The sequence below is a fragment of the Sphingobacterium sp. GW821-FHT03E03 genome, from assembly GCF_059420745.1.
Map to the genome: position 1 here is coordinate 1 of NZ_JBWKUH010000049.1, position 16621 is coordinate 16621.

The 16621-nt window shown below is 43.4% G+C and carries 13 protein-coding genes; 1 reads left to right on the forward strand and 12 read right to left on the reverse strand.

All coding sequences use genetic code 11. The features are described from left to right. The first annotated feature begins 89 nt into the window (after nucleotides 1-89). On the forward strand, nucleotides 90-1325 hold the full coding sequence (locus tag AC07UV_RS25315; RefSeq protein ID WP_495185790.1) for a DKNYY domain-containing protein: 1236 nt from the start codon (nucleotides 90-92) through the stop codon (nucleotides 1323-1325). A 96-nt stretch (nucleotides 1326-1421) separates the two neighbouring features. Here the strand turns inward: AC07UV_RS25315 and AC07UV_RS25320 are convergent, their stop codons facing one another. The 12 genes from AC07UV_RS25320 to AC07UV_RS25375 all read right to left on the reverse strand — a co-directional run. Further along, nucleotides 1422-2885, reverse strand: coding sequence for a polysaccharide lyase 6 family protein (locus AC07UV_RS25320; protein WP_495185791.1), 1464 nt, complete (start codon nucleotides 2883-2885; stop codon nucleotides 1422-1424). 40 nt (nucleotides 2886-2925) lie between these two features. After that, complete coding sequence (locus AC07UV_RS25325) at nucleotides 2926-3681, reverse strand: hypothetical protein (protein ID WP_147420392.1); 756 nt, start codon at nucleotides 3679-3681, stop codon at nucleotides 2926-2928. A gap of 24 nt (nucleotides 3682-3705) precedes the next feature. Then, complete coding sequence (locus AC07UV_RS25330; protein WP_495185792.1) at nucleotides 3706-5262, reverse strand: RagB/SusD family nutrient uptake outer membrane protein; 1557 nt, start codon at nucleotides 5260-5262, stop codon at nucleotides 3706-3708. Between the two features lie 96 nt (nucleotides 5263-5358). Continuing rightward, nucleotides 5359-8457 (reverse strand): SusC/RagA family TonB-linked outer membrane protein, encoded by a 3099-nt coding sequence (locus AC07UV_RS25335; RefSeq protein ID WP_495185793.1) that lies wholly within the window; start codon nucleotides 8455-8457, stop codon nucleotides 5359-5361. Nucleotides 8458-8731: 274 nt separating this feature from the next. Further along, the gene (locus AC07UV_RS25340; RefSeq protein ID WP_495185794.1) at nucleotides 8732-10867 is read right to left on the reverse strand and encodes a glycoside hydrolase family 31 protein; all 2136 of its coding nucleotides are present in this window, start codon (nucleotides 10865-10867) and stop codon (nucleotides 8732-8734) included. 6 nt (nucleotides 10868-10873) lie between these two features. Next, entirely contained in the window at nucleotides 10874-12010 is a 1137-nt protein-coding gene (locus AC07UV_RS25345) for a glycoside hydrolase family 88/105 protein (protein ID WP_495185795.1), read from the reverse strand. Nucleotides 12011-12128: 118 nt separating this feature from the next. Continuing rightward, entirely contained in the window at nucleotides 12129-12851 is a 723-nt protein-coding gene (locus AC07UV_RS25350; RefSeq protein WP_495185796.1) for an NRAMP family divalent metal transporter, read from the reverse strand. Next, the gene (locus AC07UV_RS25355) at nucleotides 12848-13297 is read right to left on the reverse strand and encodes a hypothetical protein (RefSeq protein ID WP_495185797.1); all 450 of its coding nucleotides are present in this window, start codon (nucleotides 13295-13297) and stop codon (nucleotides 12848-12850) included. Before AC07UV_RS25355 ends, AC07UV_RS25350 begins: the two co-directional genes overlap by 4 nt. Further along, nucleotides 13294-14052 carry a LamB/YcsF family protein gene (locus AC07UV_RS25360; protein ID WP_495185798.1) on the reverse strand — a complete coding sequence of 253 codons (759 nt, stop codon included), beginning with the start codon at nucleotides 14050-14052 and terminating at the stop codon, nucleotides 13294-13296. The genes AC07UV_RS25355 and AC07UV_RS25360 overlap by 4 nt, the downstream gene beginning before the upstream one ends. Continuing rightward, nucleotides 14045-15001: a 5-oxoprolinase subunit C family protein gene (locus AC07UV_RS25365; protein WP_495185799.1), complete on the reverse strand. Its 957-nt coding sequence runs from the start codon at nucleotides 14999-15001 to the stop codon at nucleotides 14045-14047. Before AC07UV_RS25365 ends, AC07UV_RS25360 begins: the two co-directional genes overlap by 8 nt. Next, on the reverse strand, nucleotides 14991-15716 hold the full coding sequence (gene pxpB / locus AC07UV_RS25370; protein WP_495185800.1) for a 5-oxoprolinase subunit PxpB: 726 nt from the start codon (nucleotides 15714-15716) through the stop codon (nucleotides 14991-14993). Before pxpB ends, AC07UV_RS25365 begins: the two co-directional genes overlap by 11 nt. A gap of 654 nt (nucleotides 15717-16370) precedes the next feature. Further along, nucleotides 16371-16621: transposase family protein (locus tag AC07UV_RS25375; protein WP_495185801.1), on the reverse strand; the 251-nt coding region annotated here is incomplete at its 5' end.

Here is a 16621-nt window from a genome sequence, read left to right on the forward strand (position 1 = left end):
ATTAAACCTTAAACAACTTTCTTTTGTCTTATCAATAAATAACAAAAATACGATTATTTTCTTTTAAGTTTACACAGAAGATTTATTTTATGATCAAGGCTACTTTAAAAATTCTCGCGCTAACACTGTCTATAACAGCTGTCACTATTCCCAATGTAAGCTTGGGCTATCCAATCGTTAAGGATCAGCCAAACCACTTCTTTTTACTCCAACAGGAACTGGGTGGTGGCTATATCAAAATCGGCAATCAGATCCTCTATAGAGGCCAAGAGGTGAAGGATGCCAATGCTTCTACTTTCAAATATCTCAAGGATGGTTATGCTAAAGATGCTTGGAAAGTTTATTTTCGTGGCAACATAATCAAGGATGCATCGGCTTCGTCATTTCAAGTATTAACAGGCGGCTATACTAAAGATGCCTGGAAAGTATACTTCCGAGGGGAACCCATGCCAGATGCCTCGGCTTCATCGTTTCAGATATTAGGTGATCATTACAGCAAAGATTCATGGAAAGTCTTTTACAGCGGTCAGGTAATCCCCAATGCATCAGCTTCTTCTTTCAAATTGTTAGGCAATGGCTATTCCAAGGATTCATGGAAAGTATATTTTCGAGGTGAGCTATTGCAAGAGGCGTCGGCTTCCTCGTTTCAGATACTAGGTGATCATTATACCAAAGATTCCTGGAAAGTCTTTTACAGAGGACAAGTAATAAAAGATGCATCAGCCAGTACCTTCACACTCGTAGGAGATGGTTATTACAGGGATTCCTGGAAAGTCTTTTACAGCGGACAGGTAATCCCCAATGCATCAGCCTCCACTTTCAAGGTCTTAGGGGATGGGTATTCCAGAGATTCATGGAAGGCATTTTATTTCGGGAAAGAAATAGCGGAAGCAAATGCCTCCAGTTTTGAAAATTTGGGGCAAGGTTATGCTAAAGACCGATGGAACAGCTACTACAAAGGTCAGAAGAATGGCCAACAAGGCGGGGCCGCAGTAAAGGTCCTTGGTGGCGGTTATGCCAAGGATAACTGGGAAGTGTTTTATAAAAGTGAAAAACTGCAGGGAGCAACAGCCTCTTCATTTGAATACATTGCTGATGGTTATGCCAAAGACCGCTGGGAAGTTTATTATCAGGGCATCAAAATAACCGATGCCACTGCCAGTTCCTTTACCGTTCTTGGTGGCGGTTATGCTAAAGATCGCTGGGAAGTTTTCTACCGTGGTCAGAAAGTGGAAGACGCGACAGCTTCTTCATTTGAGTACCTTGAAAAAGGTTATGCCAAAGATAGGTGGAACCAATACTACCGCGGTGAAAAAGTAAAGTAATCCGGAGCCAACAGACTCCCTAAAAAAAACACCCTCATTTCTTTCTATTTAAATAGAAAGAAATGAGGGCAAACCGGGTCCTTCCGACACAAACGCTTACGGATTGATGATCAAGCTATTTCCCAGTCCCGTCATAAATCCCGGACCGATATTTTGTGCTTTCAGTAAATCCCGATGTTTAGCGTCCAATTTTGGAGCACCAGCATCCGCTGCGGCAGCAAAAGGATAATTACCGACAAAAGCACCCAACACCGGACTGGTACTGGTCGGCTCATAGATTCCATCAGTTGTCAACGTATATTTTGGATTTTGACGTGTAAAACCAGCTGGAAGCTGTTGGCTCGTCGGCACATCAAATACAATATTTCCCTGGTAGGTAAAATTAATGGGTTGATCTGTAAAGGTCAACATGGTTGAACTTGCAGCTTGCGATACCACATTATTGGCGATATGTCCATCTGTTGGTGGCAAGGTGCGACTGTTCCCCCCTTTTCCCGAACCGATATCGAATGATTGCTTACATTTAATCATGGTGTTGGCCACCACCTTCACACGTTTTACTTGATAGTAACCACTTAACGGCGAATTAGGTACACCATCCATGACAGCCAAAGGTGCTTTTTGTCCTGTTCCCGCCATATTTTGGAAGTAATTGTTGTAGACAATATGATCCTCTCCAATGATCCGGATACCACCAGCTGCACTATTGCCGTTACCGACAAAATAGTTCCCATAAACAGCAGAACCATTTCCATGTCTCAAGCACAGCGTCCCTTCGCTCTCATGGAAGAAGTTATTGCGGATGGTATCGCCGCCCATCTTGTTCGAGATAATTTCAGTTTCACCGTTGCAACGTTGAAAGATGTTATCTTCAATCGTCGTGAATGCACTGGTCATAGACCAGTCACTTGTTCCGATACGGATGGTTTCACCGCCGTTATTCGGTAGCTCTGCCCGTTCCCCAAAGAAATTGTGATCGATCCGATGCTTCATCGTTTTATTTGTCCCCCAGACCACCATCGTAGGCCCTTGATGCAATTTCCCCTTAAGGTAACAATGATCAATACGATGATTCGATCCATTAATGGATACCCATCTATAGTCAGTCGTTGCTGCTGGTGGATTATAATCCACAATAGCCGTATTTGTCAACCGACAATTTGATGAAGAAGAGGTGAAATCAACCACATTTTTTCCAGAGGTATACCCATTTTGGAATACCAATCCATTAACCACAAGCCATTTACCCGTAATGCTAATGAAAGAAGTACCTTTCATGATCACTGCTCCAGGTTGTTCAGCGAGCAGCACAATAGGCTGCTGACTTGTTCCCTGTGCACTAAATGTCAGTTCCTGATTTGTCCATTGCCCCGATTTCATAATCACCGTGTCGCCTGGCTGTAGACTTAAAGCCTGCAAATCAGCAGCCGATTGAATGGTATGGCATTGCACACAGGCGATACCATTTAATTGCAATTTTACCGCAGCTGGTTTTTCACAGCTACTCCCCATCACTAATAAAAGTGATAAAGCGGATAATACCGAAAAGTTTCTCATCATATTTACATTTGTTTATAAGGTTCATTTTACCCCACAGTACTTAAAAAGGATACACCGTGGTATTTCCTTTGGATCCAAAAACATGGACCACCCCATTCGTTGTCACGTAACCACCAGATCTATTTGTTGTTTTATCGTTGATCTGAATCGGCGCCAGATCATTGTTATTGACCAATTTTAGATACATCACACCCTCCTGGTTAAAACCTTTCCCTTCGTTCATGTAACCCAACAGGGAGCTTTTACTTGCCACTGTATTTACGGGAAGCAATGTTTTGGCTTTGACATTGGAAATAGTCAATTTATCAAAGTTGTAATTGCCTTGTAAAATGAGATAAAGAAAATAATTGCGTACATCGTCACGGTTATAATCTTCCCATTTCGTAGCTGGTCTAGTAATTGGTTTACCTGTACCATCCACCCCAGTCACAATAGGGACATCGAAGAAAAGTCCGGCAGTCACCTTTTTCGTTTTGGTATCCCATGTTTTTATCGCGTCATTGTGTAAAAAAATAAATGTGCGATCCGTCTTCTCCAATTCCTCAAGACCTATACCAGCATACTCCAATCCTTTGCGCATCCATTTAAAGATCGTATCCGATGGATTCTCTGTAGTTTCATAGGAACGATTTTCTAAAAATTTACGCGCACTGATCCCAATATTCGGATCCAGTGTTTTATGTTTGTAATCGTAATTTTCCTGTAATTCCAAATCGAAAAGCGAACAGCCTGTCAGCAGCAAACTTGCTGCAATAACCATATATTGTGTCCATTTTATATTAAACAATCTTTTCATGTCTCTTTGATTTATATTCATCTATTAATCAGTATATCCTGGATTTTGAACCAATAGGGTATTGGAGTTTAACACATTTCGATGAATAGGCCAATACACTCTTCGTTGTGGATCCAGGAAGCCTGGTTTGTCTAAACTCCCAGCATCTTCTTGTCTACGTTTTAGAATAGGGTCCATCACTTCTTTTACACGGCCAGTACGCACCAGGTCAAACCAGCGTTTCCCTTCACCATATAGTTCCATGCGGCGTTCGTTCAAAATCGCAGTTTCGAGCTGATAAGCAGTCGCCAAATCAGGATTACTCGCTTCGTACTCCGGGAGATTGGCTCTTTTGCGCACAAAGTTGAGGTATTTTAAAGCATTCGCCTTGTCTCCCAATCCATTTAAAGCTTCAGCGTATAAGAGATAAATATCAGCCAATCTATAGATCGTCAAATAGACGGGAAGCATTTGATTGGTTGCTGGCCAAGGATCTTCTTTGGTCGGAGTCGCACTTGTAGGGTACCATTTTATAAAGCGGTCCCGCTTGTTATTCGGTAAACCGTAATACACATCAAGGGTCTGCTGTGGACGGATATCAGGGCTCGGAGTACCGGTCGTCTGTGGTTGGAACAAATCCGCCCATGCTGTTTCGTCGACAACAATCGGTTTATTATTAGGCGCCCATGAGGTCTGCATACAAGCGCATCCGTTTTTCGTATAATCCCAATGTATACTCCAAATGGCTTCCTTACTATTCAATGACCCAGTGAAAATTGCTTTCCAGGTGGCAGCGTCCTGTAAATTTTTCTCATTGGTACCCGCATAGCTCGCACCTGTAGGAGATTTGGCCAAAAACAATTTTTCGATCCATATCTTCGCATTCGGATAATCTTTCTTCCACATATAAACATCGGCCATCATGGCACATACCCCTGCACTACCGATCGTCCATAGTGGGTTTTTGGCATCCTTATCCACCTGAGCATAAGCTTTTTCCAGATCGGGGATAATCACTTCATCCATGATCTTTTCCTTTTTGTCCCTTGGGCGTGATGCCGGTTGGTTAAGATCCTCATAAGGTTCCAACCAGATCGGAGCATCTCCCCATACACGAACCAAATAGAAGTAACACATTGCCCGAAGGGCATAACATTGTGCCAAATAATCATCAACCATCTGTGCTGTAATCCGGCTATCTAATTTAGCCGCCTGCGGAATATATTTAATATTCAGATTGGCTCTTCCGATGATGTTGTATAAACCACTCCAATCTGAAAATTGGTTGGTTGGAGTAATACCATTTAAAACAATCTCATCAATAAAATCTTTGGTATAGCTAATGCTCCGGTCAAAATTATCTGAGCGATATTCTCCCCAATACAAGTATTTCTCCAAAAAGTTATCTTTTGCATTACCTACGCCAATCATTTCGATCTGAAATCCACTGTACATTCCTGCCATAGCAGCCTGTACATCATATAGATTTTTAAAATGCTGATCCAGTGCAACTTCTGCCAAAGGTTTTTCTTCCAGAAATTTACTACACCCGCCTCCTAACGTAGCAGACAAAAGTAATAGTGCTAAAATCTTTGTTTTCATCTTTATAATTTTTTATAAAAAGGTGATAAAGCAATCCGATTTATCCATTCCATAATGGATGTAAATAAATCCTGATGTTTTCATATTTATAATCCCCTAAAAATTGATATTTACCCCAAAACCATACTCCCTTCTTCTTGGGTAACGGCCATCGTCCTCACCAGGTGTCAATGGATTCGTTGTGCTGAATTCCGGATCGTAGCCCCTATAATTGGTCCAGGTCAATAGATTCGTTCCATAGACATAAGCCGTAATTCCTTTCATTTTCAACTTATTGATCAATTGCTGATCAAATGTGTACGATAAGCGTGCACTGGCAAGGCGCACAAACGATCCGTCTTCGATATATAGGCTATTTTGATTGGTTTTCATATTTCCACGGTTATTTCTTTCCATATAATAGGGATATTTGGCCTGGTCGCCTGGCTTACGCCATACATTATAGACCATATCCGGCGAGCCCGCACCTGTATTTGTAGGGTAGTTCTGGCGCTGCAATAAAGCATTGTACACTTCGCGCCCGAAGGAACCGTTGAAAAGAACATTTAAAGAAAACCGTTTATAGGTAAAAGTCTGCATAAAACCGAAGTAGAAATCGGGAGTTGCATTACCGAGGACCATCCGGTCTTCATCGTTAATCAAACTATCTTTTTTATTATTAAGCCATTCAGCATCTCCACCTTTTAATTTACCGTCAGGGGCATATAACTGCTGTACTGTTCCATTATAGTCACGGCCATCGAAGGTGTAGACAGGTTTTCCATCGCGGTAAAGCGGTTTGCCCTGATCGTCCAATACGAGTGTTAACTTATCCCAATTATCGTTATAGGCATTCGATTCATCCCAGGCATAGACACCCAGATTGCGCCATCCATAAAAATTACCGATTCGACCACCCTCTTCTACATACCATTTATTGCCCGCAAATGTCGGCACACCATCTGCCAGCTTCAAGATCTTATTACGTTCAAAAGATATATTTCCACTAACTTCCCAGGTAAAATCGCGCGTCACAATCGGTTTACCATTCACGATCAATTCCACTCCTTTGGAACGAATTGAGCCAAAATTCACGTTAACTTTTGAAAATCCAGCTTCTTTAGCCAACTCTCTTGGGTATAGTAAATCTGTGGTTGTTTTCACGTAATAATCGGCTGTAACTCCTAAGCGTCCACTTAAGAAGGTCAGGTCAAGCCCTGCACTATGCTGTGTTGTTTTTTCCCATCTGATCAAGTTATTTCCGAATGTCGGCGTCAATGAAGCACCACCGATTCCATTGTAGTTCCCACCGAATTTTACTTTAGTATAGGATTCATAATCTCCGATCTGATCATTTCCGAGCTGACCGATACTATATCTGATCTTCGCATCCTGTAATGCTGGTTTCGCCCACTTCATAAAGTTTTCATCCGAGAATCGCCATGCTGCGGATCCTGAGAAAAAATTTACCCATTTATTGGCCTGTGCAAATCGCGAGGAACCATCTCTTCTGAAAGAGCCCTGTACCAAATAGCGCCCTTTATAGTTGTAACCGACTCTACCAAAAATAGATGCCGTCGCATTAGCCGTTGCCCAGGTGTTTGTATTCGCCAACACCAGATAATCGGGCAATGTGACCCGGATTTCCTCATTGACACTATTCATATACTCCGAGTGAAAGCGATCTGCCCGCTTTCGGTCAGCACTAAAACCCAGTAAAGCATACACATTGTGATCCTGCGCAAAGGTTTTATTATAATTCAGATAGGATTGGAATTCCCATGTAAAGACCTTATTAAACTCGTTTGTTCCATAATTTTGATCCAATTTAGCAGACAGAAAGCGAGGCGAAAATTCTGTAGTCTGCGTATTGTCTAATCGCGCATTAAATAATGTTGTGAATTTCAGATCATCTCTTATTTGATAATCAAGCTGATTATTGAATTGTCCGGCATAGGTCTGAATCAGATTTTCTTCATACAGCGCATTGGCAATAGGGTTTCGCTTCGATCCGATATAACTCGTCAACGATCCATCTGGATAATAAATTAAAGAATAAGCAGGTCGATCCATAAGGACTCGGATGGTATTTCCAATTGGTGTAGCGTTTGTTTTTTGCCAAGAAAAGGAAATATTATTAGAATAGCGCAATTTGGATGACATCTGATACTCGACATTAATGCGCGATTGCAATCTTTTTGCATAGCTGTTTAACATAATGGATTTATCATCCAAATAGTTCAAACTGCTGTAGTAGCGAAGATTTTTCTGACCACCACCAATACTCAATTTAATCTCTTTCTTTTGAGCGAGGTTCCCCAACAACAAACGCTGAAGATCATTATCGGCATTGAAGCTTGGATTTATGGAATCCGTGTTGGTTGCGTTACCCTGTATATTTCTGAACTCACGAACCTCAGCCGAATTGCTAACTGGTATGTAATGTGACAAGCGACCAAAAAGATGATTGTAATTTAAATTGATCAATGGTCTCCCTTCCGATCCGCGTTTGGTCGTAATCAAAATTACCCCATTGGCACCCCGTGTACCATAAATTGACGCCGAACCAGCATCTTTTAGGACTTCAATACTTTCAATATCTGTGGGGTTGATATTTGCACCTTCAGGATTAATGATACCGTCCACCAAATACAAAGGGCCATTACCACCATTTAATGTCGAAGTCCCCCGCACCTGGATACTACCAGTTGCTCCGGGAGCACCACCACCATCATTGGTTACGAGTACCCCTGCTGCTTGTCCCTGTAAGGCATCAAAAATGTTGATCGGCTGGCGCTCTTCAATCTTTTTTGCACTGACAGAAGAGATCGCTCCAGTCAGATCGCGCTTTTTAACAGCACTACCGTAGCCCGTTACGACAATTTCATCCAAGGCATTGTCATTTTCAACCAGCTGTACGTCGATCTGTCGTTGAGCACCGACGGTGCGCTCCTCGGCTTTCATCCCCACCTGACTAAAAACGAGTATACTTGCCGGAGCAGCCTCCATCTGATACTTCCCTGCAGCATCTGTACTTGTTCCCTGGCTCTTTCCTTTTACCCGGACGCTCACCCCCTGTAGTGCGTCACCTTTGCTATTACTCACTTTACCGGAAAGCCGAACATTTTGTTGGGCAAAGAGCGGTAAGCCCATACTTCCCATTATTAAAAATAGGCAGAGTACAAAGCACCCCATTTTTGTGATACTTTTCATCATAAGTTAGATATTTATTAATTGGTTATTTATTATACTAGGTATTCTGGCCATCAAGGCCCCATTTCGTCTTAGCTTCTATATCGATCGAAGCTAATGACAGATTCATCCGTATGCCCTTATTTGGTTATTTGTTTATAATTCGTTATTACCCAAATATCGCTTACTTCCTCTTGTCAAAGGGTGTAAATTTTGCTCTTTTTAGCAGTAAAAAATGGTCATTTAACTTCAAAAATCACCCTATTAAACCCTCAGGGGTAAGCTATTTTATTTTTTTCTATTTTGTCATAAATTCAAATTGAACCCGCCCAAACGTATTTGGTTTTCCTGGTTGCGGCTTGGACATTTCTCCACTCAAGCTCCCTTTTTCATCTTTTTTGACCAACACCCGACGCCAGACATAACTTCCTTTTTCGTAATCAAAGCTTACACCGTCATCATCATATAGCTGATAGTTCCCTTCCTTCTCCCCATAGTGACGGATGGTTAAATCAACTTTCTCATTGGGGAGCGGCGCGTGTAAACGACTGCCCGTCATGGGTATAATACCGCCATCTTTGACGTAGACCGGTATGCGGTCCATACCCGGATCGACAACGATCTCTTCTCCATTGCCCACATATTTTCCTGTATAGAAATCATACCAATTACCTTTTGGCAATAATACCTTTCGCGATGACTCACCAGCGAATAGCGGTGCAACCAGTATATATTCACCACACATATACTGATCTTTTACTTCCCTATTCACGGCTTCCAGGTAAGGATTTGTTTCCAGATCCTGATTGCCCGCCACAGCTTTAGCCTGCCCTTGGAAACCTTCTTCCAATACCATGGCCCTAAATGGAGGCGTGCCATCAAAATGATACTTCGCAAATTCGGAATATAAGTACGGCATCAGTTCCATCCTTAATTGTGCATAATATTTCACCTGATCAGCGACTTCTGGAAAAGACCACGGCTTTGTCCCACTGGACCAGGCATTGATCATGGCCATTGGCGAAAAGACAACGGACTGAAAGCGACGAAGCCATTCCTGTCCTGTCTTCGATCCCCGTACTTCCGGCGTCCATAGTACACCGCAAAATCCACTATTGACCAGTGCTGTAATAAAATCTTGATGACTGTAATAATCATTGTAGATGACATAAGGCAAATTATTGGCTCCGGCATTGGATGCGCGCACCAATCCATACGTGCGTTTATTCTGATTTCTATATAAACTATCGGTCAGTTTCTGCGCTAGTACACCATAGGTTTGCCGCATCTGGATACCACTGATACCCGATGGAAATTTGGCCATATCGGGCCAAAGATAATAATCGTAGCCGTCTACCTCATCCATTTTATAACCGCTGACACCAATGTCGAGCTGGGCATCCATAAATTGTTTAGCGAGGATTTTTTTAGCTTCGGGATGGTTCAAATCAGGCACTGTCCCATTCCAGACGGTATGAGAACCTGTATAAGGTTCGATCGCCTTACTAATACCAGCTTCTGGCGAGATATAAGGATTTGTCCAAAGATTTAGACGGATTCCCTTCTTGGCCAATTTCTTAATCAAAGCAGCTGGATCCGGAAAACGCCCTTTATCCCATTCAAAGGTACATGGATAGGCACGCGACTGCCATCCGGGCTCAAGCCCAATAAAATCAAGCGGAAAATCATGTTCCTCAAACTGGGCGGCTTCATTGAGTACCTCTTCGGCGGTATAGAGTTTCTGTACCCGCTGTGTAAATCCCAGTCCCCATCGTGGCGGCAATGTACCACCACCACAGAATAGGTTATATCGTTTGATTGCATCTAGGGGATTGATACCCGCAAAGACATAAATTTCCACACCTGCTGCTGGGATATAAATCTCTACCGCATCTGAATAAGGACGCGAGTTCCAGCTTTTATCGGTATTACGATCCTTGGGTTCTGCCGGTTCCTTAGCATCTTTACGAACACCCGTACCCACGTAGTAGGTCAGATACTGCGCAGAATTAACAAGTACACCATAACCCTTGGAGGACACATAAAAAGGGACTGGAGCATGCGTCCGGCCATTATCTTTGCCACCATAGTGGTCGACATGTAGATTAAGGATCTTACCACGTTGGTGAACCGTTTGAAAATTCAGGCCCAAACCATAGATCTGTTCATTTTTTGTCAATGGCATCCGCACATAGGTTTTCCCATCTATCAGTTCCGCATGAACTTCCATTTTCGGAAATGGAAAATCAGTTGATTGCAGTTGTTCAAGTGTAGCAGCGCGCGGTTTACTATCGGCAGCACCCAGCAAGGTATATTTCTCGGGCTGACCAAAGGTACCTTTCCATACACCGGGATACTGTTCTTTCCATTGAATAGGTTGCGCTTTTGCCTGACTACAAAGCAGCAGCAAGAGGATAATCAGAATTTTCTGCATAATAAGTTATTTTTTCAACAAAGCATTTACACACCAGAGTATCGGCGCCTGTCCATGCATGTCACCTGTCTTTTGTTTTCGGTCCAGGTAATATTGATAGTCATCTTTTCTATTCGTTCCTTCGCAAACATTGGAAATATCCCCTTGTTCGTTGATATAGCCAACAAGCGCTAACCAAGCTTTGCGTGCGATGGGTGTATATTCTTTGGCATCAAGCCAGCCGTTCCGCACACCAGTAATAAGTGCATAGGTAAACATAGCTGACCCCGAAGTCTCGACCCAAGATTCCGGTTTATCGATCAATTGACCCCACAGGCCATCTTTACGTTGATACTTTTTGAGGCTGGCCATCATCTTTTTGTAAGAGGCTAATATCGCAGATCTATTGGGGTTATCGGTAGGTAAGGAAGACAGCAGCTCACTCATCCCTGCCGCCATCCAGCCATTCCCCCTTCCCCAAAAGAAGGGCGCATCCGGGGCATGATAGAATAAACCATTTTCATTTTGAATGGTATCGAGATAGACCAGCATTTCATGGGCGGCCCGGTCAATGTATTTACGTTCCCCGCTCACCTGAAATGCCTTGGACTGCACCATGGTAATCATATACATATCGTCTATCCAATAACGTGTCTGCCAGGTGAGTCCTTTATCCAAAAACTTTTGGTAGGCATCTTTCACGGTTTGGGGCGAATCAATGGGGATGCTCCATTGGGCATCGGCAAAACGCATTCCCATTTCGCGAAAAGTCTTGTTTTTTGTCTGCTGATAAAGTTCAAGGGGAACGGTTCCAAATACCGCGAAATCCACATGCCAGGGTCGTGGCACCAAATGTTTCTCTGTATCAAAAAGAGGCATAAAGCGTTGGGTAAGTTGCTCAAGTAGTGCCTTGTCATGGCTGATGTCGGCAAACTTCAGTGCGCCGTACCAGGTACATACTTCGGGATAAGTAATGGATCTCGGGGGTGCTGGTGGTTTAAAGCTGTTATGTGGACTTTCGACAAAACGCTGTGCGACCAAACGGCCAACGGTTAGGGGATTGGCTTTTTCGGGCCAATTTTTTAAATCTATGCTTTGTGCCTGACCATATAGTGCCAAGGACACAGCAATACCCGAAAGTATTGACCTCACAATAGTTATCATTAGCTGGGTTTATATTTAGTTATTATACCAAATATCGCTATGCAGCTACTTTTTTGAGGGGTAATTTTCGACCATTTAGGTGGAAATATTGACGGCTGTGATCTGACACCAGAAAGAATTACAAATCCATTAGCACCCGTAGACTCATAAACGCCATTAACACAACGATTGTTGCACCAATCAATGTCAGCAGAACCGGTTGTTTATAGACGCCCACAATAGCAGGTTTGTAAGCTGCTATCAGCATCACCGTTAGTGAGATCGGCAATATAATACCATTCACAGCACCAGCGATAATCAATAGATGGACAGGCTTACCAACAAAAACAAATATTAGGGTGGAAATCAATATAAAGGCAATAATAATCCAATTTTCATTTTTAGCAATCCGTGCACTGAATGTTTTTATAAATGAAACAGAAGTATAAGCTGATCCGATAATGGAGGTAATCGATGCCGCGAACATCACCACACCAAACAGGCGATAACCAAAATTGCCTGCCGCAAGTTGGAAAACTGATGCTGTAGGATTACTATCGTCAATCGAGAAACCTTGGCTCAGCACACCCAAGGCAGCCAAAAATAGACATACCCTGACTAGCGAAGCGACAGATATTCCCATTACTGCACTTCTATTGACGGTCGGTAAAGCATCAAACCCTTTTACCCCAGCATCAATCAAGCGATGACCACCCGCAAAAGTAATATATCCGCCGACGGTGCCCCCTACCAGTGTAATGATCGAAACAAAGTCGATCTTTGCTGGAGCTACTGTACGCAGTACAGCCTCACTCAACGGCGGCGAAGAGATCAATGTGATGTAGATAAATGCCAATATCATAATTGCCCCATAAGCTGAGTAAAGCGATCCATGGCTTTGCCGATCTGTTTGTTTAGGAAAACAGCGATAGCAATGAATGCCGATATACAAGCTCCGGTCATGACATTTACACCAAAGAGAGCCTCCAACCCCAGTCCCGCTCCAGCGACATTGCCGATATTGAATGCCAGACCGCCGAGGATAATCAGTAGCGAGATAAACCCACCCAATCCGGGCAAGAGTTTATTCGCGATATCCTGTGCCCTCATTTCGGAGACGGCGATCACACGCCAGATATTTAACTGGACCCCGATGTCAATTAGGATGGATACCAGAATCACGAATCCAAAGCTCGCGCCCAGCGATTTTGTGAAAACCGTCGTTTGCGTGAGGAAGCCCGGACCGATAGCCGATGTCGCCATCAACAATGCCGCACCAATAAGTGCTGAAGTATTTTTTTGTTTCATCGGATCAGTATATCGTGGTCTTTTAACGTTTGGTTGATTGTCTTAGCAAATTGTACGGCTTCTGGGCTATCGCCATGCAGGCAGATGGTATCGGCTTGAATATCCACTTCAGACCCTTGTAGGGAAGTCACTTTTCCTTTTCTGATCATACGCAGCACCTGTTCCGCCGCCTGCTCAGGATCATGAATAAGCGCATTTTTATCCGACCTTGCTGTCAATGTGCCATCCTGTTGGTAAGTGCGGTCGGCAAAGACCTCACTATATACCTTCAAGCCTTTGTTCCGACCAGCGTGAATCAGTTCGCTGCCCGAAAGACCATATAGGATGAGGTTTGGATCTATCGCGTAGATCGCTGCTGCGATAGCATCGGCCAATTCAGGTTTGCGCGCCGCCATATTATAGAGGGCTCCATGCGGCTTCACATGTCGTAATGTTGTCTGTTGCACCTTGGCACATGCTGCAAGTGCACCAATCTGATAGACGACCAGTTCGTAAACTTCCCGAGCTGTAGTCTGAATCTCCCGTCTTCCAAAACCTACCAGATCCTGAAAACCGGGATGGGCGCCTATTTTAACATTATATTTCAGGGCCAGCTGAATGGTTTTCATCATAGTCGAGGGATCTCCGGCATGAAAACCACAGGCAATATTGACAGCGGAAACATAAGGCAGGATAGCCTCATCATTGCCCATTGTCCAAGCGCCAAAACTCTCGCCCATATCGCAATTTAAATCTATAGTCAGTTGGTTATTCATATTTCAATGCGATTGCTCTTTTCAATTTAATTAATTGTATTTGCCGCTGTTTCAATAAATTTTGGGCTTCATCCAGTTCGATCCGTTCAAAACGGATGTTATCCTCGGGTCCCTTTTGCGCCAGGAGTGGAAGATCTACTGTAGCAACCTGGCCAATGACGGGATAACCGCCTGTGGTCGGATGGTCAGCCATTAAGATAATTGCATTGCCATCAGGAGGTACCTGGATACTACCAAAGGTAACGGCCGTTGACAACAATTCCTTTTTTTCTTTTAATTGCAATGGACTAGCTTGTAGGCGGTACCCCATCCGATCCGAGTTTTTGCTAACCGTAAATACATCCGCAAAGAAGCTTTGCAGTGAGTCGCTTTCAAACTGATCCCGCTGTGGGCCATCCATCACTCGAATGACTTCAGCCGAAAGGTCGGGGTATAGTCTGGGATCCATGCTCCAGGAGAATGATCCCTCTCCCCCGTCATAGGGATGGTTGAAGGCAATCCGATCCTGTTCTTTGAGTGGCCGACCTTGCCAGCCACCTATTTGTCCTTTGCTATAAGTCGACCTGCTGCCCATTACTTTGGGGATATCAAGTCCACCGCCAAAACAAATATAAGCCCGGCAGCCCGAATTTGGTCTCCCGAAGGAGACCAACGATCCAGCCTCAATAAGGACAGCTTTCCACATCGGTAATGGCTGACCATCAACCTTAGGCGACAGGTCCGCTCCTGTCACAACGATCAGCTGTGTTTGTTCGAAATAAATCGACGGTCCGAGGACGGTACATTCTATTGCGGCTTCGTTGTCTGCATTACCTAGTATACTGTTGCCCAGAAGTAAAGCATAGCTATCCATCGCCCCACTAACCGCCATACCGTAGCGCTGTAGACCATAACGTCCCAAGTCCTGTATCGTAGTCAACATGCCCGCCTTGATGATCTTAATACCCATAGGACTCTGTTTTTAGTTTTACAAACTCATCATAAGCTATAGGTACAAAACACACAAGATCCCCCACTTCAAGCAAGGAGGGCTTTTCACGGCTGAGGTCAAACAGCTGCAATGGTGTATGCCCAATGATCTGCCAGCCTCCGGGTGTCGCGATCGGATATACCCCAGTCTGCTGTCCAGCTATCCCTACCGCTCCAGCCTCGATCTTCAAGCGGGGCACTTCTTTTCGCGGTGTCGCGATCCGGCTGTCCATACCGCCCAAATAGGGGAATCCAGGAACAAAACCGATCATATATACCCGATATTCTGAGGCACTATGGATATGGATAACATCTTCTTCCGTCACCCCATTATATTGGGCTACATAAGCGAGATCATCCCCATTGTAATAGACCGGGATTTCCTTTTTTACGCCCTTATATTTCGGATCATCGGGTATATCTTGTACGATTGTTTGAAGGTCCGCTAATAGTTCCTGATAGGTAATCGTCAGTGGATCATAGTAAATCGTGATCGTCGTGTAGGCCGGAACATACTCGATTACACCTGGCTGCGACCAGTTTTCGATACAGGTCACGACCTTGCGAACTTGTGTATTGACCGCTTCGGAAAGTGTATCACCAAAAGAAAGGACAATCGCCTGATCTCCCATGGGATAATGCCGAATGATATTTGGCAAAGCTATACCTAAAGACTGCTCGTGGGAACTTCCCATAATCTGTATGTTATAATCTATACAAAGATTATAAATACCGAACGATAATCAAAAAATAATCGGGTGGTTAATGTAGCAGGCTACATGATTAAAGTTTTTTCGATTTCTTCGGCAGCGAAGGGATAGCGCCGATTCAACAAACACTTTCCTCCTATAATTTCCTAGCATCGTTTTAAGTTTCACCTACTGCCTTCCTACATTTTTCCTACTGTTGGCCTACTAGAGTAGGCCAACAGTAGGAAAAATGTAGACCAAAAGTGGATCAAGGAGTGAATGAGGTCAGGAAAAATGACAAAGAAAGCAGGAAGTTAGTGCGATAAAATTTTCCATCAATTGTTTTCTTTGTCTTCAATACTCATTCGGAACCGCTTCGCCCCTTATTCGCCTATCACCTTACTTTTCTCTACCTATTCTCTACTGATTCCCTACTTATTATGTAGGGAATCAGTAGAGAATAGGTAGAGAATATATTAGGGCATGCCGAATATGGTACGAACAAAGGGAGAAGTAATGGTGAATATAAAGTGAAGCGCTATAACCTGCCAACCAAATTTATTCGATCAAATAATTCCAGTTTTCTAACACATTCGGCATTTTCCAAGTCTCGGATTTGGTTTTGTAGTTATACATAACTCGCGCGTTCTTTTAGAACTACTATTCAACAATAAGATTTATACCGACCATTTCGGCTTTATACTTAATCTTTTCGATAAGACCATAATAGCTCCAGTTGCGCAACAGGAATTGATCCTCTTTGGCAATTTTTTCTTTATTGGATTGATTGACCAATAAAAGAGTACCCGCCTGAGCTCTGACACATAGCTCGATCAACCGCTTACTATACAGGTGAAGTTTAGCATTTACATAGTTTTTTTCCTTATCATTATAGTGCTCCAGGCTCTTCA